The 21670-nt window shown below is 71.8% G+C and carries 14 protein-coding genes; 2 read left to right on the top strand and 12 right to left on the bottom strand.

What is annotated here, in order from left to right; all coding sequences use genetic code 11:
• Positions 1–16: 16 nt before the first annotated feature.
• Positions 17–874 carry an oxaloacetate decarboxylase gene (locus tag LQ222_RS07355; RefSeq protein ID WP_230165488.1) on the top strand — a complete coding sequence of 286 codons (858 nt, stop codon included), beginning with the start codon at positions 17–19 and terminating at the stop codon, positions 872–874.
• Between the two features lie 33 nt (positions 875–907).
• Here LQ222_RS07355 and LQ222_RS07350 read toward each other — a convergent pair whose 3' ends face one another.
• From LQ222_RS07350 to LQ222_RS07340, 3 genes are read right to left on the bottom strand one after another with little or no spacing between them, the layout of a single operon-like run.
• Positions 908–2050, bottom strand: coding sequence for an acyl-CoA dehydrogenase family protein (locus LQ222_RS07350; RefSeq protein WP_230165487.1), 1143 nt, complete (start codon positions 2048–2050; stop codon positions 908–910).
• A gap of 6 nt (positions 2051–2056) precedes the next feature.
• Positions 2057–3265 (bottom strand): acyl-CoA dehydrogenase family protein, encoded by a 1209-nt coding sequence (locus tag LQ222_RS07345; RefSeq protein WP_230165486.1) that lies wholly within the window; start codon positions 3263–3265, stop codon positions 2057–2059.
• Positions 3266–3292: 27 nt separating this feature from the next.
• Positions 3293–5371: a 3-hydroxyacyl-CoA dehydrogenase NAD-binding domain-containing protein gene (locus LQ222_RS07340; protein ID WP_230165485.1), complete on the bottom strand. Its 2079-nt coding sequence runs from the start codon at positions 5369–5371 to the stop codon at positions 3293–3295.
• A gap of 140 nt (positions 5372–5511) precedes the next feature.
• Here LQ222_RS07340 and LQ222_RS07335 point away from each other — a divergent pair, with 140 nt between their 5' ends.
• Positions 5512–6297, top strand: a complete 786-nt coding sequence (locus LQ222_RS07335; protein WP_230165484.1) for an SDR family NAD(P)-dependent oxidoreductase — start codon at positions 5512–5514, stop codon at positions 6295–6297.
• Positions 6298–6387: 90 nt separating this feature from the next.
• On the opposite strand, the gene LQ222_RS07330 is transcribed toward LQ222_RS07335, so the two are convergent.
• From LQ222_RS07330 to LQ222_RS07290, 9 genes are all read right to left on the bottom strand, one after another.
• Positions 6388–8250, bottom strand: a complete 1863-nt coding sequence (locus LQ222_RS07330) for an SUMF1/EgtB/PvdO family nonheme iron enzyme (protein WP_230165483.1) — start codon at positions 8248–8250, stop codon at positions 6388–6390.
• An 83-nt stretch (positions 8251–8333) separates the two neighbouring features.
• On the bottom strand, positions 8334–9515 hold the full coding sequence (locus LQ222_RS07325) for an FtsX-like permease family protein (protein WP_230165482.1): 1182 nt from the start codon (positions 9513–9515) through the stop codon (positions 8334–8336).
• 2 nt (positions 9516–9517) lie between these two features.
• A complete protein-coding gene (locus LQ222_RS07320) occupies positions 9518–10249 on the bottom strand; it encodes an ABC transporter ATP-binding protein (RefSeq protein WP_230165481.1) in 732 nt (243 codons plus the stop codon).
• Between the two features lie 61 nt (positions 10250–10310).
• Positions 10311–12224, bottom strand: coding sequence for a vWA domain-containing protein (locus tag LQ222_RS07315; protein ID WP_230165479.1), 1914 nt, complete (start codon positions 12222–12224; stop codon positions 10311–10313).
• Positions 12221–13336: a hypothetical protein gene (locus LQ222_RS07310; protein WP_230165477.1), complete on the bottom strand. Its 1116-nt coding sequence runs from the start codon at positions 13334–13336 to the stop codon at positions 12221–12223. The genes LQ222_RS07315 and LQ222_RS07310 overlap by 4 nt, the downstream gene beginning before the upstream one ends.
• Positions 13333–15930, bottom strand: coding sequence for a virulence factor SrfC family protein (locus LQ222_RS07305; RefSeq protein ID WP_230165476.1), 2598 nt, complete (start codon positions 15928–15930; stop codon positions 13333–13335). Before LQ222_RS07305 ends, LQ222_RS07310 begins: the two co-directional genes overlap by 4 nt.
• Positions 15927–18893: a virulence factor SrfB gene (locus LQ222_RS07300; RefSeq protein ID WP_230165475.1), complete on the bottom strand. Its 2967-nt coding sequence runs from the start codon at positions 18891–18893 to the stop codon at positions 15927–15929. The genes LQ222_RS07305 and LQ222_RS07300 overlap by 4 nt, the downstream gene beginning before the upstream one ends.
• A gap of 73 nt (positions 18894–18966) precedes the next feature.
• Entirely contained in the window at positions 18967–20136 is a 1170-nt protein-coding gene (locus LQ222_RS07295; protein WP_230165474.1) for a hypothetical protein, read from the bottom strand.
• A gap of 154 nt (positions 20137–20290) precedes the next feature.
• Positions 20291–21568: a hypothetical protein gene (locus LQ222_RS07290; protein WP_230165473.1), complete on the bottom strand. Its 1278-nt coding sequence runs from the start codon at positions 21566–21568 to the stop codon at positions 20291–20293.
• Positions 21569–21670 lie beyond the last annotated feature (102 nt).

Below are 21670 nucleotides of genomic sequence, written 5' to 3'. Positions count from 1 at the left end.
TCGGAGCCAGGACACCATGACCCCACCCGAGAGACTGCGCGCATTGCTCGCGCAACCCGACTTCGTCGCCATGCCCGCGGTGTGGGACGGGCTGTCCGCGAAGCTGACCTTCGCCGCCGGCTTCAAGACCGCCTTCCTGTCCGGGTCCTGCGTGGCGGCCAGCCGCCTTGGCGGCCCTGACCTCGACCTGCTGTCCTTCGGCGAGATGCTGAACAGCCTCGAGATGGTGCGCGGCGCCGCCCCCGACCTGTTGGTGCTGGGCGATGCCGACCATGGCTACGGCAATGCGATGAACGTGCAGCGCACCGTGCGCGCCTATGGCCGCGCCGGGGCCGCCGCCATCCTGATCGAGGACAAGATCACGCCGCGCGCGCTGACCTCCGATGGCAAGCCCTGCATGCCGCGCGAGGAAGTGCGCATGAAGATCCGCGCCGCGGTGGAAGCGGCGAAGGACAGCGGCATCCTGGTGATGGCGCGCACCGATTGCCGCCCGACCGCCGGCATCGACGAAGCCATCGCGCGCATCGAGATGTATGTCGAGGAAGGCGCGGACATCCTGTTCCTCGACAGCCCGAAGGACGAGGATGAGGTGAAGCGCGGCGTGGCGGCATCGAAGGGCCGTCCGCATTTCGCCGTGCTGTCGCCCGGGGGCGGGCGCGAGACGCCGACGCAGAAGCGCGCGCATGAGCTGGGGCTGAAGATCGGCACCTTCCCGACCGGCACGCTCTCGCCCGCCATGGCGGGGATGAAGGCGGGGCTGGCGGCGCTGGCGGCGGGGGCTTCGGCGGCCGAGGGCGCGCTGCCGACGAAGGAATTCCGCGACACGCTGGGCTATGCCGACTACGACGCCGCGGCGAAGAAGTTCGTGATCTGACCGGGTCGGGGGGCGCGATGCCCCCCGCCCTTGTCACGCCGCGACGAAGACGCCGCCTTCGTCGCTCAGCGCGGCGAGGTGGTGGTCCATGTCACCGAACATGTTCTCGATCACGGTCAGCCGCTTCAGGTAGTGGCCGCCGGCATATTCCATCGTCATGGCGATGCCGCCATGCATCTGGATGGTCTGCTGGCCGACGAAGCGGGCATTGCGGCCGATCTCGACCTTCACCGCGCGCATGTTGCGGCGGCGTTCGTCGTCGTTGCGTTCGGACGCCATCATCGCCGCCAGCATGGCCATGGAGCGCGCCTGCTCCAGGCAGACCATCATCTCCGCGGCGCGGTGCTGCAGTGATTGGAACGACCCGATCGGGCGGCCGAACTGCTTGCGGGTCTTCAGATAGTCGATCGTCAGGTCCTTCGCCGCCTCCATGCAGCCGATCGCCTCGGCGCCGAGCGCGGCGATGGTTTCGTCCGCCACCCGTTCGACCAGCGCGAGCCCGCCCTGCAGCTCCGCAGCGGCGTCCACCTTCACCGCATCGAAGCTGATGTCGGCGGCGCGCTGGCCGTCCGATGTGCGGAAGCCGCGGCGCGTGACACCGGTCGCGTTCGCCGGCACCAGGAACACGCCGATGCCGTCGCGATCGCGCCGGCCGCCGGAGATGCGCGCGGTCACCACCAGTTGGTCGGCGGTATCGCCATGCACCACCACGCCCTTGCGGCCTTCGATGACCCAGCCATCGCCATCCTTCTTCGCGGTGGTGGCGACATCATGCAGGTCGAAGCGCGACTGCTGCTCGGTATGGGCGAAGGCCATCAGCAGCTTGCCCTCCGCGATCATCGGCACCAGCGCGCTGCGTTGTTCCGGGGTCGCGCCATGGCGCAGGAAGCCCCCGCCCAGCACGACCGTCGAGACGAAGGGTTCGAGCGTCAGCGCGCGGCCCATCTGCTCCATGACGATCATGGTCTCGACCGCGCCATAGCCCAGGCCGCCATCGTCTTCCGCGAAGGGCATGCCGAGCAGTCCGAGTTCGGCAAACGCCGCCCAGACCTCGCGCGACCAGCCGGTCTCGGACTTCAGGTAGGCCTTGCGCTGCTCGAAGCCGTACTTGTCCTTCAGCAGCTTCGCCAGGCTGTCCTGCAGAAGCCGCTGGTCGTCGGAAAGATCGAAATCCATGGTGTCTCAGAGCCCCAAAAACGCTTTGGCCATGATGTTCTTCTGGATCTCGGTGGACCCGCCGTAGATCGACTGCTTGCGCCAGTTGAAGTAGGTCGCCTGCGCCAGCGTCTGCCAATCCGCCGCGACATCCGGTTCGTTGCGGCCATCGGCCTCCGGGTCGTGCGGCGCGGCCAGGCCATAGGGGCCGGCGGCCATGACATACAGCTCGCTGATCGCCTGCTGCAGCTCGGTGCCGCGGATCTTCAGCACCGACGAAGCCGGGTTCGGCTTGCGCTGAGACAGCGCGCGGTTCTCATCCGCCAGCACGCGCAGCGTGGTCATCTCCAGCGCCTTCAACTGCACCTCGACATCCGTGAGGCGCGAGCGGAAGCGCGGGTCTTCCATGACAGGCTTCGCGCCACCGGGCGTCTGCTTCGCGATCAGCTTGAGGCGGCGGATGCGTTCCTTGGACGCGCCCACGCGCGCCTGGCCGGTGCGCTCGTTCGACAGCAGGAACTTCGCGCAATCCCAGCCGCGGTTCTCGGTGCCTACCAGGTTCGCCACCGGCACCTTCACGTCGTCGAAGAAGACCTCGTTGACCTCATGTGCGCCGTCGATGGTGATGATCGGGCGCACCGTGATGCCCGGCGTCGTCATGTCGACCAGCAGGAAGGAGATGCCTTCCTGCTGCTTCGCCGCACCCGGATCGGTGCGGACCAGCAGGAAGATCCAGTCGGCATGCTGCGCCAGCGTCGTCCAGGTCTTCTGGCCATTGACGATGTAGTGGTCGCCGTCGCGCTTCGCCGCGCACTTCAGCGACGCCAGGTCCGACCCCGCGCCGGGCTCCGAGAAGCCCTGGCAGAACCACAGGTCGAGGTTCGCGATCTTGGGCAGGAAGTGCTTCTTCTGCTCATCCGTGCCGAAGGCGATCAGCACCGGCCCCAGCATGTTGGCGTTGAAGCCGAGCGGCGTGGGTGCCGGCGTCGACTGGATTTCCTCGCTCAGGATGAAGCGCTTGATGGCGCTCCAGGGCTGCCCGCCCCATTCGACCGGCCAATGCGGCACCGCCCAGCCCTTGGCATACAGGCGCTTCTGCCAATCCACCTGCATCGCCTTGGTGGGCGTGCGGCCGGATGCCATGCGCTCGCGCGTCTCGGCCGGCAGGTTCGCGTCGATCCAGGTGCGGACTTCCTCGCGGAAGGCGCGCTCCTCATCGGTGAAGCGGAGTTCCATCCTCGTCTCTCCCCGTTCGAAATTCGGTCAGCGGCCCATGCCGGCGAAGGTCCCGCCCTCGGCCGCGAGCTTCTCGATCAGCGCCGTCGGCTTCAGGTTGGCGTCGTTGGTCGCCTCGGCATAGCGCGCCAGCTTGTCGCGCACCGTCTTCAGCCCCTGGGTATCGGCCCAGAACATCGGCCCGCCGCGGAAGGCAGGCCAGCCGAAGCCGTTGATGAAGATCACGTCGATATCGATCGAACGATACGCGATGCCTTCCTCGAGGATGCGCGCGCCCTCGTTGACCATCGGCAGCAGCATGCGGTCGAGGATCTCCTCGTCCGAAATCCTGCGCCGGCGCACCTGCATCTTCTCCGCCACGTCGAGGATGATCTTCTCGACCTCCGGGTCCGGCAGGCGGTTGCGCTTTTCGTCGTACATGTACCAGCCCTTGCCGGTCTTCTGCCCGTAGCGCCCGAGTGCGACCACCGCATCCGCCACCGGTGCCACCGTCCCGCGCGCCTTGCGAACGGCGGCGCCGATATCGAGGCCCGCGAGGTCGCCCGTGGCCAGCGGCCCCATCGCCATGCCGTAGCCTTCCATCACCTTGTCGATGTCGGCCGGCAGGCAGCCTTCCAGCAGCAGTTTCTCGACCTGCGGGCCGCGCTTGCCGGTCATGCGATTGCCTACGAAGCCGTCGCAATTGCCGACCAGCACCGGCAGCTTGCCGATGCGCTTGCCGAATTCCGTCGCCGTCGCGATGGTCGCCCAGGACGATGCCGCGCCGCGCACATTCTCCAGCAGCCGCATCACGTTCGCCGGGGAGAAGAAATGCATCCCCACCACCAGCTCCGGCCGCGACGTGGCGGACGCGATCTCGTCGATCGACAGCGTCGAGGTATTCGACGCCAGCACCACGCCCGGCCGCGCCGCCTTGTCCAGCCGCGCGAAGACCTCCTTCTTCACGGCCATGTTCTCGAACACCGCCTCGATCACCAGGTCGGCCTTCGCCACGGTGCCCTCGAAATCGGTGCTGCCGGTCAGCAGGGCCTTGCGCGTTTCGTAGTCGGCCTGCGACAGCCGCCCGGACGCGACGGTGCGTTCCCAATTCGCATGGCAGCGCGCGAGGCCCTTCTGCAGCGCCTCCTCGCTGGTCTCCACGATCGTCACCGGCACGCCGTTATTCGCCGCCGACATCGCGATGCCGCCGCCCATGGTGCCGCCACCGATCACCACCAGGCGTTCCACCGGCAGCGATTTCGCCTCGGCCGGCATGCCGAGGATGCGCAGCACCTCGCGCTCGCCGAAGAAGATGTGGCGCAGCGCCTTGGACTGCTCGCCCGCCACCAGCGTCGCGAACAGGTCGCGTTCCTTCGCGAGCCCTTCCTCGAAAGGCAGCGTGAAGGACGCGCGCACGGCCTCCGCGCATCCCTTCGGGCTTTCCTGCCCGCGCGAGCGCTTCAGCAACCCGGCCACCACCGCCTCGAACGCCGCCGGGTCCTGGCCGCCGACCTTGTCGGTGCGGTTGCGCGCCAGGGTGAAGGTCTTGCCGATCGCCGCCTTCGCCCAGGCCACCGCGCCGGCTTCGAGGTCGCCCTCGATCACCGCATCGACGAAGCCGAGCTTCACCGCCTTCTCGGCGGGCACGGGGTCGCCGCTGATGATGATCTTCGCCGCTTCCTCCGGCCCGATCAGCCGCGGCAGGCGCTGCGTCCCGCCCGCGCCGGGGACGAAGCCGCGCTTGACTTCCGGCAGCCCGACCATCGCGCCCGGCGCGGCCACGCGCGCATGGCAGGCCAGCGCCAGTTCCAGCCCGCCGCCCAGCGCCGAGCCATGGATCGCCGCCACCACGACACCCGGGAAGCCCTCGATCGCGTCGAACACCTCGGTGAGCGAGGGCGGCTGCCGCGGCTTGCCGAATTCGGTCATCTCGGCACCAGCGCAGAACATGCGGCCCGACCCGATCAGCACCACGGCCTTGGCGCCAACCGCCTGCGCGGCCGCCAGGCCGGCATGCAGCCCGGCGCGGATTTCCGTCCGCAGCGTGTTCACCGGCGGGTTGGCCAGGCGCAACACATGGACATCGCCATGCTGCGCGTGCTGCACGAAGTCGGACAAGGCCGTCACTCCCTCAAGCTCATGCGGACCTGACCGGCCCTGTTCGGCGGCGGAGTGTCCGGCAGAACCGCGCCGCCCGCAAGCATGGTTGCCGGCACGCGCCGCCCATGCTGCGCTGCCCTGCACGCACGATCACGGGAGCGAAACGCATGACCCTGTTTGACCTGACCGGAAAGGTCGCCGTCGTCACCGGCGGCAGCCGAGGCATCGGCCGCGCCATCTGCGAACGCATGGCCGAACACGGCGCCAAGGTGGTGGTCTCCTCCCGCAAGCTCGATGCCTGCCAGGAGGTGGTGGACGCCATCACCGCCAAGGGCGGCACCGCCATGGCGCTGGCCTGCAACATCGGCCGCAAGAACGAATGCCAGGCGCTGATCGACCAGACCATCGCCGCCTGGGGCCAGGTGGACATCATGGTCTGCAACGCCGCGATCAACCCGCATTTCGGCCCGGCCATCACCATGCCGGACGAGATCTTCGACAAGATCATGGCCTCCAACATCAAGTCGAACCTCTGGCTGGCGCACATGACCGCGCCGGGCATGGCGGAACGCGGCGGCGGGTCGGTCATCATCGTCAGTTCCATCGGCGGCTTCCGCGGCTCGCCGGTGCTGGGCGCCTATGCGATTTCCAAGGCGGCCGACATGCAACTGGTGCGCAACCTGGCCGTCGAATGGGGTCCGAAGAACGTGCGCGCCAATGCCATCGCGCCCGGCCTGATCCGCACCGACTTCGCCCGCGCGCTGTGGGAGGACCCCGGCATCTACAAGAAGCGCACCAAGGACACGCCGCTGAAGCGCATCGGCGAGCCTGACGAGATCGCCGGCGCGGCCGTGTTCCTTGCCTCCGCGGCCGGGTCCTTCATGACCGGGCAGACCATCACCATCGATGGCGGCGTGCTGGCCGGCCCGCCCTCGCGCTCGGACGACGACTGATCCTCGCCGCGCGCGCCGCCGTCACACCGGGCCCCGCCGAAGCGCGCTTCGATGGGTGCCCGCCAACCGCGTGCGCAGTCCGCCGCCCCTTCAGAGCGGCTTGCCGGTCGGATCGAAGCGCGAGGACGGCCCGCCGCGCTGGATCGGCGGCTTCACGCTGATGCCCGGCCCCTCGCGCGGCGGCGGGGCCGCCGGCGGCCGCGGCGGCGTGACGGGTGGGCGCGGCGATTGCGAGGCCTGGGACGGGCGCGAGGCCGCCGGTGGCTCGGGCTCCGCCGTCACGGGCGGCAGGGGCGGCGGCGGTGGCGGCAACACGGCAACCGGCGGCGCGGGCGGCGGCTGGGGTTGCGGCTGTGGGCGCGTCACCACCGGCTGCACCGGGCGCTGCGGCGTGGCCGGCGGTGGCGCCGCCACGGCCTGCGGCGGCACCGCGCCGCGGCCCGCGGCCAACACTTCCTCGCGCAGCCGGTCGCGCGGCGGCAGCCCACGGTCGCGCGAATCCGCCGCATGGCGCGCCGCCACATCCAGGTAGGGGCGCAGGTCCGGCACGCCGCGCGCCTCGGTCTCGCGCACCACCACGCCGCCCTCGGTGGCGAGCGTCGCGCGATCCGCGCTGCGGCCGAGATCGGCGACGATACGCGCATAGCCATCCAGCGACAGCTCGCGCTCGATGCGCAGTTGCTCCAGCGCGCGCGCCCAGCCGGCGCGCATCTCCGGGCTCGCCTGCACCACATCCGCACCGGCCAGCAGCGGCTCGATGCCATCCATGCGCCGCTGCGACTGGCCGGCGGCGCGCGCCAGCACGGCCGCGCCCTCCAGCTGCGCGCGGATGCCTGCGCGTTCCTGCTCCAGGCGCTGGCGTTCCGCCGCCATCAGCCCCGCCTCCAGCCGATCCAGCCCCTGGCGCAACTGCGGCGAGGCACCCTCGCGCAGCGCCGCGATCTGCCGGCGAGCGTTCTCGGCCTCGGTGCCGGACGCGCGGCTCTCGGCCTCGAAGGCGCGGTTCAGGGCCTCGGCACGGCGCAGGCTGGTGGTGACATGCGCCGCCAGCGCGACACGGAAGCCGACCGAGGCGAGGCGCGTCGGCTGTCCATCCGTCGCGTCATAGGGCGGCACCTCGATGCGCAGGGAGGACCGCAGCGCGGCCTCGGGCGTGCGGTAGTCGCCGCCCTTCACCACCACGCCGCCGGCCTGGCCGTGCAGGCGGCCGACGCGCACCGCGCGGAAGGGTTCCAGCACCAGTTCGCCGACATTGCCCAGCATGTCGTGCAGGCCGAGCGGGTTCGCCTCCAGCATGCCGATCGGCTGCGCGCGGCCCGAGGCCGATCGCGGCCCCTGGAACCAGGCATAGCGCGACGTGCCCTCGGGCATCGGGAAGGTGCGGCCGAGGAAATCCAGTTCGCTGACCGCCGCGCCGCCGCGCGCGGCGTATTCCCATTCCTCCTCGGTCGGCAGGCGCACGAAGGCGGGGGTGCCGTCGGCCTGCGGCAGGCGCGTGCGCGCATTGGCCATCAGCCAGGTGGTGTAGCGCTGGGTGAAGGCCACCGCGTCGAACCAGGACAGGCTGGCCGCCGGCAGCCGCCCGGCCGCGGAGGCTGTCGGGCAGCGTTCCTCCATCACCGCGGCGTATTGGTCGCGCGTGACTTCGTACTTGCCGATCCAGAATTGCGCGACGTCGCGGCCGGCGGCCGTGAAGGCCCCGGCGACGGATTCGCGCCGCGCGAATTCGGCGATGCCGCCCGCCGGGTCGGTGGTGCCCAGGGTGACCGGCCGGTCCTCGAGCGCCCCTGGCCCCGCCGGCGTCTCGACCGGCCGAAACGCCATGGCGCCGCCGCAAGGCATGGGCAGCAGCAGGTCACGCTCCGCGGTTCGGGGGTTGGTGAACTCCTCAGGCCACGGCCCTTGCGCCCGTGCCGCCGTGCCAAGCACCCCCCCCACCAGGACCAGCGCCAACAACCGGTTTCCAAAGGCCTTTCGGCCTGTGGCGGGGTGGCTTGGCGGGGCAGCGCCCCTCCAATTCTGTCCGTTGCCCTGCATCACCCCTCCGCCAGCCCTTCCGCGGGTGCGATGCCCGCCGCGCGAACGCCCGCCAGCAGTGCCGCGACCATCGCCCCCGCCAGCGTCACGGCTGCCGCTCCCAAGCCCATCGCCGCCGTCAGCAGGCAGACCGCGCGGTCCCCGGCGACCGTGCCCGCGAAGGCGCGGTTCAGCACGCCCGCCACCGCCGCCGCCACCGCGAAGGCGCAGAGCGCGCCCACCAGCGCCACCGCCGCCGCCTGCACCACCGGCAGCATCAGCAGCGCGCGGCGCTTCATCCCGAGCAGCGAGAGCAGCGCGATGTCGCGCCGCTTGCGCTCCACCTGCGCCCAGAGCCCGACGCCGAGGCTGACCAGGTAGCCCGCCCCCCCTGCCCCGGCCAGCGCCAGGAACAGCAGCGCCAGGTTGCGATCGAGCCGCAGCAGCCCGGCCACCGCCTCGGCGCGCGAGGCGACGTCGATGCCGGCCAGGCGGAACTCGCGGTCGAGGTCGGGCACGTCCTCGATCCGCGCCGCGTGCAGGCGGAAGCCGGCGAAGGCGCGCGTGCGGGCGGCCTCGGCGGCGCCCGGCCGCGCATCGGTCGCGGCGCTGCCATCGAGGAAGTCCTCCACCAGCAGCAGCAGCGGCACCGCGCCGAAGGCGGCGTCGCGCAACGAGGCGGCAACCGGCGCGATGGCGGCGACGCGCAGCGGCAGCGACAGCACCTCGCGTTCCGCACCACGGGTCCGGGCGACGGAGGCCAGCGCCTCGTCGCCGGGCGCGAGGCCCAGCCGCTCCGCCGCGGTGGGCGACAGCACCAGGCCATCGCCCGCGGCGATGCCGGGCAGCAGGGGATCGCGATCCGCGGTCGGCAGCAATTCGATCCGCAGGCCGCGCCCGCCGCGCGCCGGATTCTCGACCACGATGGTGGCCGACAGGGCGCGCGTGCGCGGCACCACGAAGGCGATCCGCGGATCGGCGGCGAGGCGTTCGAACAGCGCGGGTTCCAGCGTGCGATTGACGACCGAGACGACCTCCCGCGCACGCGGGTCCTCCAGCAGTTCCGCGCGCAGGCCGGCGACCACGCCCTGGCGCAGCCCGAACAGCACGATCAGCGGTGCCAGCACCGCCGCGCAGCCGAGCACCGAGCACACGAACATCACCCGTTCATGCCAGAGGTCGGCAAGCGCCAGGCGCAGCATGGTCAGGCCGCCTGCAGCATCGGCGCGCGCGCGAAGATCGATCGCGCGATGCCATCGGCCCCGGGCGCGCGCGTTTCGCAGGCCAGCACCGGATAGCCCGCCCGCGCGGCGCGGTCCGGGTCATGCGTCGCGACCAGCAGCGCGGCGCCGGCCGCCGCACATTCGCGCTTCAGCAGCGCGAGCACCGCATCGGCCAGTTCGGGATGCACCGAGGCGGTGGGTTCGTCCGCCAGCACCAGCGCCGGGCGGTGCGCCAGCGCGCGCGCGATCGCCACGCGCTGGCGCTGCCCGACCGAGAGCTCGGCCGGGCGCCGGGACACTTGCGCGCGGATGCCGAGCTCCTCCGCCAATGCCCGCACGCGGCGCGGATCGGGCCGCCCGGCGATGCGCTGCGTCAGCGCGATATTGCCCTCGACCGTCAGGTAGCCGAGCAGCCCGCCGGTCTGCGGCACGACGCCGATGCGCCGCGCGCGAAGGTCCGCCAACGCATCGCGGCGCCCGGCGCGCCAGTGGCGCGCGATGTCCTGGCCGGCAAAGGTGAAGCGGTCCGCCGCGTCGGGAGGTGCCGCCAGGGCCAGCATCATCAGCAGCGTGGACTTGCCGCTGCCCGAGGGGCCGGCGAGCGCCAGCGCCTCGCCCTCCAGCAGGTCGAATGCCGGGACATCGAGGGCGAAGGGCGCCGCATCCCCGCGATAGGCGCGCGCGACGCCGCGCAGGGACAGCAGCGCGGTCATCGCCGGCAGCCCGGCGGATCGCGCGGCGCGGCGGTCGCTGCGCGGCGCTCGCGGGCGCCCGTCATGGCAGCGCCTCCAGTGGCACCGGGAAGAACGCCTCGCCGCCGGGCCGCCCATCCAGCGTCACCCACAGGTCGGGCCGCGCCGCGAATTCCTGGTACAGGCGCAGCTTGGCCTCGATGCCGTTGATCAGTTCGCGCTGCGCGGCGGCCCCCATGGCGAGCCATTCCTGCTCGGTCAGTTCCATCACCTGCGACTGGTAGGGCAGCCCATCGAGGTATTCGCCGAGCGCCTGGCCGACGCGCGCCAGGTTGCCCAGCCGCGCCGGGTCGCGCGCGGTGGCCGCGAAGGCCGCGCGCAACTGCCCGAAGAAGGACCGCGGGTCGGTGCGCCCGGCCAGCCCGGCATCGAGGATGCGCGTCAGCGCCTGCGACAGGTCGGACAGCTGGTTGCGCGTGAGCAGCACGCGCACATCCAGCGCGGCGAGGGTCGGGTCGCGCAGGTCGCGATCGGTGGTGAAGGACCGCACGACATCGGGCGCCGTGGTGCCGCCCTCGCGCCCGAGATAGGCGAGGCGCATCGCCGTCGCGACGATCTCGACCTGCTGCGCCATGCGTTCGGCGGCGGGCGTGCGCACGGGCTCGACGCCGCCGACCGGGCGGCCGACGGTGTCCGCCACCTGGCGGAACAGCGCGTTGGTCAGGCCGTTCACCACCTGCTCGAAGGCCTGCGGACTGCCGCCGGGAACCGGGAAATACAGCGACCCGGCGGCACCGTAGCGCGTGAGTTCCGTGTATTGCGCGCGCGCGCCGGCGTGGTTGGACCGGCCTTCGGGCGTCTGGAGATGGATGGCGAAGAGCGCCACGCCGCGCGCTTCCGCCAGCGCCTTGATCTCAGGGATGCCGAGCCGCGTCTGCGACTTCGGGTCGGTCGCATCCAGCGCACCGGCATCGGTGATGAGCACCACATAGCGCCCACCGAATTGCGACCAGTCCACCTGGTCGATCGCCACGCGCAGCCCGGCGATGGCGTCCTCGTCGAATTGTTCGGTCGAGACGGTGGCGGCCTGCACGCTCTCGATCGCCGGCAGGATGGCGGCGGGCGGCTGCGACAGGTCGGGGGCCGCGACCAGGCGCGTGACGTATTCCAACTGCGGACGCGCGGAGATGTCGGCGCGATAGGCCACCATGCCGAAGCGGAAATTGTCACGCACGGCGCTGTCGCCGATGCGGCCGACGATGCGGCGGATCGCCTCCCGCGTGCGGTCGATATAGGGCTGCATCGACACCGTGCTGTCGATGACGAAGACGATGCCGCCGCGGAAGTCGCGCAGGCGCGACGGGTCGGCCTGGGTCGGCGCCTGGCGCAGCTCGGCGGGGGCGGAGATCACTTCCAGCGCGCGCATCTGCGTGCCGTCGCGGCGCTGGATGGTCTCCGCCTCCAGGATCGGCAGCAGGTAGAAATTGCGTTGGATATCGATGAAGGTCTCCGGCTCCAGCGCCAGCACCGGGCTGCCGGGCTGCCCCGCCGCGGCACGCAGCGCGACGGCATCCTGCGTCATGGACGGCGAGGCCAGCAGCCCGCGCAGGCTGTCGGCATCGCGCAGGAACATGGTGCGCTCGCGCCCCGCGGGGTTGGTGAAGGCGCCGACCATGGTGTGGCGCCAATCGATCGCGCGGTCCTCGCGCACCCAGCCCTGCACCTGGCCATCGGCCTCGCGGCCGATCTCGATCCAGCCATCGCGGCGGGCATAGACATGCGCGACGGTGAAGCCGGCGATCGGCTGGCCCTGCGGCGCGGTGGGCTGGGCGTGCAGGGTGGCGCCAGGGCGCATGATGACGCGCTGGAACAGCGTGGTCTTGCCCGGGATCAGCAGCGGTGCGCGCGGCGCGGTGCGGATGCCGCGTTGCTGTGCCTGGGCCATCTGCGGCAGCAGGGCGGCGGAGGCCAGCAGCAGGATGCGTCGCGGCGTCATTGCCAGAAATCCCTGATGGTCAGCGGCGCGTTGATGTCGCCCTCCCGCGCGCGGTCATCGAGCCATTGGCGCAGCCGCGCCCGCGGTTCGGCGGCGGCCTGGTCGCCGGCGGTCACCGCCTCGCGGTAGTGGCGCGCGGCCTGGCGCGGGTCGGGGTCGCGGAAGGGCCGGCCCGGGGTGAAGCCGACAGGATCGTACAGCCCCGCCAGGCGCGTCAGCGACGCAGCATGTCCGGCCCGCGCGGCGGCCTCCCATAGCAGCAGCGCGTCGTCGTAGCGGCCGGATTCATAGCGGCGCGCGGCTTCCGCGGCGATCGCGGCCGGCGATGCGGCGCGCGCGACGACCTCGGGCACCGACAGGCCATCGAGCGTGACCGGCGCCTGCGGTTCGGCCTGCGGGCGCACCGGCGGCAGGATGGGCGGCGGTTCGATCGGGCGTTCGGGACGCGGCAGGGGTTCGGGGGCGATGATCACCGGTTCGCTGGTCGGCGGCTGCTCGGGCGGCGGCGCCGGCGGTTCGCGCAGGACGAACCACCAATAGGCGCCACCCGCCGCCGCGGCGAGCAGCAGCAAGGCGAGAAGTATCCAGGGCAGCGCCGAACCACGCCTGGCCATCGCCGCGGGCTGCGGCACGGACAGCGCGGGCGCCGGCGCCGGTATCGCGCGCGGCAGCATGATGGTCGCGTCCGGGTCCTCGCCCCCCGGCAGCGGCGGCGGCGCTGGCGGCGTCGGTGCGGCGCGCGGCGCGGGCGGCGGCGGCACGGCGATGGTATGCCCCGACCCGCCATGCAGCGGCGGCACGTCCGGCCAGAACAGCGGCGCGTCGATGCGCGCCTCCGGCAGGCGGAAGATCACCGGTCCGGCTTCCAGCCAATCCACCACCTGCGGGCCGAGATACAACCGCACGCCCTGCGGCGAGGCCTCCGCGCGATCGGGTGCGATCAGCGCATCGCTCACCTGCCAGCCCTCGGGGCCGAGCGTGCCCTTGCCCCAGCCTTCGCGCAGGATGCGGAAGCGCGGGTCGGCGGGGATGTCCATCACGCCCTGCAACAGGATGATGGCGTGCCCGCCCTCGGGATGCGCCGGGTCGGCGGCGGCGCGCACCACGCTCATGCGGCGGCGCCGAGCGCGCCCAGGATGGAGCCCAGGCGCGCATTCTGCGCGACGTCGATCTCGAGCCCGCCAGGCGCGGTCACGTTCTCCTCCGCGAGGCGCGAGAAGGCACTGATCCAGTCGACGTGATACTGCTTGTCGTAGGGCTCCGGCTGGGCGCCCAGCAGCGGCGCGCCATTCACCGGCGCGCGCGGCGCGAAGACCGGCCGTTCGGTACGCCCGGCGCGTGGGCGCTGGTCGACCGGCACGTCGGCGTAGCCCAGCGAATGGACATAGCGGTTGACCACGCCCTCGGCGACCATCACCGGCTTGGCCGCGCTTTCGGACAGCTTCTGGCGATAGGACGCCGCTTCGCGCAGGCGCTGCGCGATGCGCGCGGACAGCCCCGTGCGCCGCGCACCGGCACCGATCTGCGCGACCAGCGCGGAGGCCGCCTCGCGCGGCAACTTCAACTGGTCGGCGGTCTCGGGCTCCGCGGCGACGCGGTGCATCTTCTCCAGCCATTCGACCACCGCCATGTCGGCGTAGCGTTCGAAGGCGTCGCGCGCCCGGTGCTCGCCGGCCGCGGCGGGGGCGACCAGGTCGCCGAGTTCGGCCAGGTAGTCCTCCTCCCCGGCCCGCGCGCCGACGGGGGCTTCCTCGGCCGGTTCGGTCTGCATGCGCCACCAGGCGGAGGTCAGTTCCTCATGCGTGACCTGCAGGCTGCGGATCAGCCGGCCGAAGGCCTGCGCGGACGCACACGCGACCAGCGCGCGGCTGACCACGCGCGCTTCCTCGCGCCGCTTGGCCAGTTCCGCCGTCAGGTCGCCCGAATGCCAATAGGGCGACAGCCGTGCGGCCATGTCGATGCGCAGCGAGTCCAGCCTTGCGGCGATCTGGTTGCGCTTGATGGCAGGGTCGCAGACCGGGCGCAGGCTCTCCGCGAGGTAGGAGATGCCGCCATCATTCAGCGTCATCGCCGCATCCCAGGCGCGTTCCGGATCGGCGAAGTGGCGGCGCGCATCGTCGTTCGACAGGAATTCCTCGCGCAGCCGCGCGATGCGCGGCGCTTCGGAGGCGCGCGGCGATGCCTCGCGTCCCTGCTCGTCGTAGTCGAGGATATGCTTCGCCGCGACGTTGGGATTGCGCAGCCAGTAGGAATTCGCAAACGGCGCGCCCGCCGCCCAGTTGCGCGGCCAGTCGTATTCCTTGCCGAAGAAATCCAGCAGCGAGGCGTTCAGCCGGATGGTCCAGCGGCTGCCGGTGCCTTCCGTCGCGCCCTTCTTTTCCTCGAACTCCGTGTCGAACTTGGTCAGCACCAGGAACAGCGCATTGCGATGGCGCGCGCGTTCCTCGGGCGTGGTGCCGAGCGTGCCGTCCACCCAATCCTTGATCATCCGCGGCAGCGTGCGGACTTCCTGGTTGGACGGCCCGATGCACAGCAGCATCGAGGTGATTTCCTGCTCCGCGCAATACCGCTGGTACAGGTAGGCGACCTTGCCGCGCAGGAACAAGCCGGGGAGCTTGCCCTTCTCGCTGAGGAACCGCCCCGGCTGGGTCAGCTTCTCGCGCGAGCGTGCGCCGGGGAAGTCGAGCAGGTCGGTGACCTCGAAGAAATCCCAGGGCTTGTCGCGCAGCGCGATGGTGAGTTCCGCAACCAGCGCCGCGACCGCCGCGCGCGGCAGCACCGCCTGGCGCCCGGCGCGTGTGCGTAGCGCCAGCTTGCCGTCGGACGGATCGCCTAGTCCCGACAACGTGCGGACATCGATGATCGACGTCTCGCGCGGCGACAGCGCATCGAGCGGCGCAAAGGCCTCATCTGGGAAGTCCAGCGCCGCCAGCGCCGTCAGCAATTCCCGCGCGGCGGCAGTGACGGCTTCATGCCCGTTCCACAGGATGGAGAAGAACGCCGCGCGCTCCGCCACCGCCAGCCGCGGCGCGATGGAGGCCGCCTGCACCCAGAAGGCCGACCCAAGCCCCGGCACCAGCGGATGTCCGCGGAACAGCCCCTCGAAATATTCGCGCAGGTCGTCCACGTCGTCATCGGTCAGCCGATCGGTCGGTTCGGCCGCAACGCGCGATGCGAATTTCGCGCAATGCGACTGCACGAGCTCCGGCGAGGGAATGTCCACCTCCGCCGGGTCGAAATCCTCCAGGAAGGTATTGCCCAGGATCTTGATGACATCGGTCTGCGACAGCAGCCGCAGCACCACCGGATGCCCCGGAATCGCCGCAGGCGGGCGCAGCGTGAAGCGGGTGACCAGGCCGGTGGCTTCCTGCCCGCCCTCGGGGTTGATGTCGCGCACGAAGTCGAGCGCGGTGCCGTCGAACATCGCGGTCACGCTGTCCTGCCCGCGCCGTGCGAGCGCGGAAATCAGGTAGGACTTGCCCGATTGCGACGGCCCGAACACCGACACGCACATCGGCCGTTCGGCCGCCACTTCCAGCTTGCGCGCACGCCGCGCGAATTTGCGGAAGTCGCGCGCGACGGCCTGGGCTTCCTCGCGCACCTTGGCGCGGTTGTCGCCGAGCCAGTCGATCGCTTCTGCTGCAGCCTCGGCCGTGCCACGCGCGGCGGCGGCGAGTGCGGCGTCGGTGGTGACCTGCAGCCTCACGACAGCCCCACCACGCCGGTGTCGCGCCAGTAGCCGGCCTCGTTCTTCATGGTCTGCAGCCGTATCTCCACATCGGAACGCCTGAGCGCGGTGCCTTCCGAATCCTCGATCTCCTCGACGCGGAAATCCTCGCGCTTCTCCTCCTGGCCTGGCGCATCCGGGTCCATGTCGGCGCGGCGGATCTTCACCCGCAGCGGCAGCGCCATGCGCGGAACGCTCTCAGGATTGGCGAATTCCAGCGCGTAGAGCGGCGTGGCGGGCCAGCGTTCGATCGGCAATTGCCGGAAGCCCAGGAAGGTCGGTGCCGCGAAGGTCATGGTGAATTCGACGCCGTCCGAACCGGCCGGGCGCTTTTCCAGGTCCACTTCGGATAGCAACACCCCCTGGTCGCGGATCTGCCCGGAAATCTCCATCCGCCCGATGAACCGCGCGGTGGATTTCATCGCCAGTTGCGACGTCCGCATCAGGAAGGATTCCAGCCGCCCTTCCGCAAGCGCGCACAGCATCGCACCCACCGCCGCACTGGTCTTGGGGTCCTCGATGCGCGCATTGGCGTCGCGGAAGGGATACCAGCCGCCCACCGCATAGCGATGCATGCCGATCATCCGATGCGGCGGCACCGGCGACTTCGCCAGCACGATGTCGGTCACCGCGCGCAGCCGCGACGGGCGGCCCGACAGCAGCAGCACGTCGCAATCGTAGTGCCAGACCACCTCGCACAGATCGGCCAGGACGGGGCCGAGCGTGGCCTGGATCACCGCCTCGACGCGCCGCGCATCGGCGGCGACCTCGACATCGGCGATGGCGAAGCCGCGCGCGCCGGCCTGGCGTGCGGCCGTTTCGAAGAACGCCACCGCGCGCGCATTCGCCGGCTGTGCCTGCAACGCCAGCACCTCCGCGACCCTGGCGCGGAACACCTCGCCCATCGCGCGGCCCTCGATGCGCTCATAGGCGTGCAGCACCGCGAGCCCGACCGGTTCCAGCACCTGGGCCACGAATTGCCGGCGCAGATGGCGCTCCACCTCGCTCTGCCCGCCGCGATCCCCGCCCAGCGTCTGGCGCAGGAAGGCCTGCGGGTCCGACAGGCCGGCGGCGTGCAAAGCATCGGCGACTTGCGGCAGGACCAGGTGCGTGATCAGCCCTTCCAGCACCTCGTCGCCGGCGATCTTGAAGCCCTCGCGGAATTCCTGGCGCGGCACGATGGTGTCGCGGTTCTCCACGCTCCAGGTCACCACCATGAGGTCCGTCGTGCCACCGCCGATATCGATCGAAGCCACCCGCAGGCAGGGGTTCGGCCCGCGCTCCGGACGCACGCGACCGGACAGTTCGAACATCCCCTGCGCGTCGCCCTGCAGGCGCTGGGTGATCTCGGTGTAGAGCCAGACCACCTGCGTCGCGGTGGCTTCATCGAGGTTCAGCAGCACGCGCGGTTCGGGCGGCGCGGTCGGTCCGGCCTCGGTCCAGCCCAGCATGTCCCAGGCGAGCTTGATCGCACCCTCGGCGCGTTCGCGCAGGATTTTCTGCTCGGCCAGCGGCATGGCGGGCGGCAGCGTCAGGATCACCCGGCGCAGCCGGCGCGGCACGTCGGCGAAGCGGCGCGCCGCGCGCGTGGCCGGCGCGTTGATCTGGGTGATCGCCTGCATCAGCAATTCGGCGAGCAGGAAGGTATACATCGCCGACCGCGAGAAGCGCGCACGCACGGCGGGTTGCCCGCGCCCGCGCAGCATCCGCAGCGCCTCGCCGGTCTCGGTGACATGCGCCATGAAGGGGCCGGACACCGGCGGTTCCGTCGTCACGCCGTCGGACGCACGGCCGTTGAAGCGCCAGCCCTGCACGTTCGGCCGGCGGTCCCACAGGTATCGCTTCGGGCTGGAAATGCCGGTGGCACCCTCATTGCCCTGCGTCGCGGCGGCCAGGCGCATAGCCTCTGGCCCGACACGCACCGGCGAGGGCCAGCGGAAGGCATTCGCCCGCCCCGACCGGCGCGAAATCGCATCGCGCCCGAACGACCCGACCGCGAATTCCACCCGGCTTTCGAAGGGCCGCGCATAGACGTCCTCCGGGTGCGACAGGTCGCGCAGGGCCAGCACCTGCGAATTGTTCAGCGACGGCGCGTCCTGGCTTTCCTCGACCAGCACGCCGCAGGTGCGCGCATTGCCGATATCCAGCACCAGATCCACGTTGATCGGCGCATAGCCGCGATTGTCGGAGACCACATCCACCAGGCGGATGCGCGGCAGGATGCCGATGCCCTCCAGCAGCCCGAGGAAGCCGAGGTAGCGCGCCCAATGCTCGCAGGCATGGGGAAAGTCTTCGGGCCGCAGCGCGCGCCCGCCGCGCTGCGCCTGGCGCAACTCGCGGAACCCTTCCTCCAGCCATTGCCCGACCCAGGATTCGTTCAGGAACCAGGCATTCTCGCCATGCGCGAAGACCGGTGCGAATTCCTGCTGGCGCGCGGAATCCTCGGGCGCCGGCGCAACATACGGGCGCTCCGCGCTGCGCGGCATCAGCGCCGTGTCGAAGGCCAGCACCAGGCGATGCGACTTGCCATCCGGGTCGCGGACCGGCTTCTCGGCGATGTAGGCGCGCGCCCAGTTGGACGGCCCGCGGTCGTACACTTCCTTGCCGTCAGCGCCGCGCGCATGGACGCGGAAATAGGGCAGCGGCACCCACTTGTTCAGGAACGGCTCCAGCGCCTGCGCGCGGGAGACGGCGTAGGTCTCCTCGGCCGGCGGCACCTGCCGCGTCACGGGATCGGCCAGGTTGCCGTCGGCATCCTGTTCCAGCACGCGCAGGATGGTGGGCGACTTGCCTTCGTGGTCCACCTGCTCGCGCAGTTGTTCCTCCCAGAAGGACCGCGACCCGCGCGGCAGCCGGTCCATGTCGAAGTCGAGGTCGAGGAACTGGATGCCGGAGGACGGCACCAGGCTGATCAGACCGGCAGGGGTCGCAGAACTGCTCATGGGCATCCCATCTCGCGCCCGCGAGTGTGCCGCAGCGCGCGCCCGGGCGCCAACGTGGCGAAGCCAGCGCGGCTCACGGGCAATTCAGCCGGTAGCGCCAGCGCGTGTTCGAGAACGGCCCGATCACCACCACCTCCACCACATTGTCGCCGCCCTGGGGCTGCCAGTCGAAGCCGATCCGCCCGCGACCGCTGACCATGCCGGGGGTCTGCGCGATGACCCGCCCGCGATAGCGCACCTCGATCCGGTCCGGCACGGTCTGGGTGTCGTAGTCGAGCGTCACCGGCCCCGGCGTCGGGCCGACATAATGGCGCGTGCGCGTCTCCCCGGCGCCGCCGGATTGCGTGTCCACGTTGCAGGGCTGTGTGCCGGGCGGCGGGCCAGGCGGCGGCTGCGGCGGCTCGGGCGGTGGCGGGGGCGGTTCGGGCGGGGGCAGCGGCAAGGGGTCCTCGCGCGGGGGCTCGGGCGCGGGGGGCGGCGTGGGCTCGGGCGGGCGCGGCGGCGGCGGGGGTTCGGGCGCGCGCGGCAGCGGGCAGGCCAGGCGCCGGCGACCCAGCTCCTCCTCCAGCCGCGCGAGTTCGGTGCGCAGGTCGCGTTCGCCGCGCTCGGCCTCGACCAGGCGCGCCAGCGCCTCCATGTCGCCGGGCGCCGCGACGCATTGCGCCTGCGGCGGGGTGAAGAAGCGCCAGGCCAGCAGCGGGCCGATCAGCCCCGCCAGCAACGCCAGCAGCGCCAGCGCGCCGAGCGTGACCGCCCAGACACCCCAGGGCCGCCGCGCCGGCGGCTGCCAGTGCACGCCATCGTCGAAGCGCGCCAGCAGGCCGAGCGGCCCGGGTGCCGCGCCGCCCACATGCCCCCAGCCGGCCAGCACCGGCCGGCCATCGACGGCGAAGACCATGTCGAAGGACGGGATTTCCGCCAGCGCCGGCCACAGCGCGACCAGCGGGCCGCCACCGGTTGCCGCCTGGCGCTCGGCCTCGCGCCGCAGGTCGGACAGGATGCGCCCGGCCTCGGTGGTCAGCGCAGCGCGGGATGCGGCGTCGATATCGGCATAGCGCGCGGACCGCTGCCCCGGCGCGCCCCAGGCGATGCCGCCATCCTCGGCGATTGGTTGCGCGAACAGCGCGGCATGGGCCGGCGAGAGTCGACCCGCCTCGGCCTGCAGCAGCGCGAAGGCCTGGTCGGGCGGCATCGGCAGCAGCGGCCGCAAATCCTGCGCGCGCGTGGCGGTCAGGCGGATCATCGTCCGCCCTCCAGAACGCCGGCCAGATGCCCTGCATCGGGCCGGGAACACACAGCGCGACCGCGCCCATCCCGCCCTTCACGCACGGTGCCACAGTGCATGGCGTGCCAGCCAAGCCCGCGGAGGCGGGCGCCCGGCGCCAGAGGGCCCATACTCATGGCACCGTGAACTCCCCGACCACCTGGTCGCGCATGCCCTGCCGCGCGGTGCCGGTGAACACCTGGTCGGGCCGCCCCTCGCGCCGCACGGTCACGCGATAGGGCGTGGTCGGCCCATCGGCGCGGTCGAAATAATCCACCACCACCCGGTAGGTGCCGGGCTGCGGGTCGCGTTCGAACACCACGTTCTCGACCGGCGTGCGCGTGGTCGGCCCGCCCGCGGCGTTGCGGTCGATGTCGAGCGACCCCCCGCAGGCCTGGCGATTGCGGAAGTCGATCCGCTGGCCGCCCGGGCAGATCACCGCCAGGTCGAGGTCGTTGCGGTCATCCCAGGCCAGGATCACCTGCGTGCGCCCGCGCCGCGCGCCCTGTCGGTCGGCACGGTCGAGGTCGGTGTTGCGCGGCGGCTCGGGCGGCGGCGGCGGCGGGTCGGGCTGGCGCGGCGGGGGTTCCGGCGGGCGGGGTGGTTCGGGCGGGCGCGGCGGCGGGGGTGGCGGGCGGCACAGCAGGCGGCGCTCACCGGCCTCGGCGTAGATGCGGGCGAGCTCGGCGCGCAGCGCGCCCTCGCGCGCTTCCTCCTCGCGCAACCGGTCCAGCGTGCCGACCTGCGTTGGTGGCGCGACGCATTGCGCCTGCGGGGTCGCGAACCAGCCGAAGGGATCGCGCCACAGCAGCCACAGCGCCAGCAGCAATGCCAGCAGCAGCAGCAGCGCCGCCAGCAGCCAGGGCCAGATGCGCGCGCGCGCTGCGACCACGGCGGCCGGCGCGCCGACCATCGCCATCGGCGCCACCGGCGTCGGCACCATCTTCACCAGCAATTCGCGCATGCCGCCGGGGCCGGCCGCGGTGTGGCCCCAGGGCGCCAGCACCGGCACGCCGTCGCGCATGCGGATCGCGCCCTGGTCCGGGATTTCCAGCGCCAGGCGCAGCAATTCGCCCAGGAAGCGTTCGCCCTCGCTGGCCGATCCGCGCAGTTTCTCGGCCGCCGCCTGGATCTCGGCGACCATGGGCATCAGCAGCGCGCGCGCCGCCTCGGCCGCGGCGGGGTCGAGAAGCGGCAGCGGCACGGCTGGGCCGGCGCCGGGCGCATACCAGTCGATGCTGCCCTTCTCGGGGTCCGGGTTGGGTTCGGCGAACAATGCCGCGTGGCGGGGGGACAGCGCGCGGCGCAGATACTGCGTCAGCTGTTCCCAGTGCTGCACCGCGAGCTGCCCGCCGACGCCCTGCGCCAGCAGGTCCCGGTTCAGCGTGGTGGCGATCAGGCTGTCGTCCACGGAGGCGTGCCGTTCAGCGCGGTATGGCAGGGATGAGGGGGAAGGCATCCGGCAAGCCCGTGCCGGATGCCGGCGGCGGCGCGGCCGGTGCCGGGGTGGCGT

This window comes from Roseomonas sp. CECT 9278, from assembly GCF_918698155.1.
Lineage (GTDB): Bacteria > Pseudomonadota > Alphaproteobacteria > Acetobacterales > Acetobacteraceae > Neoroseomonas.
The sequence above is the reverse complement of the archived record's forward strand: the minus strand, read 5'-3'. Positions and strand labels throughout refer to the sequence as shown.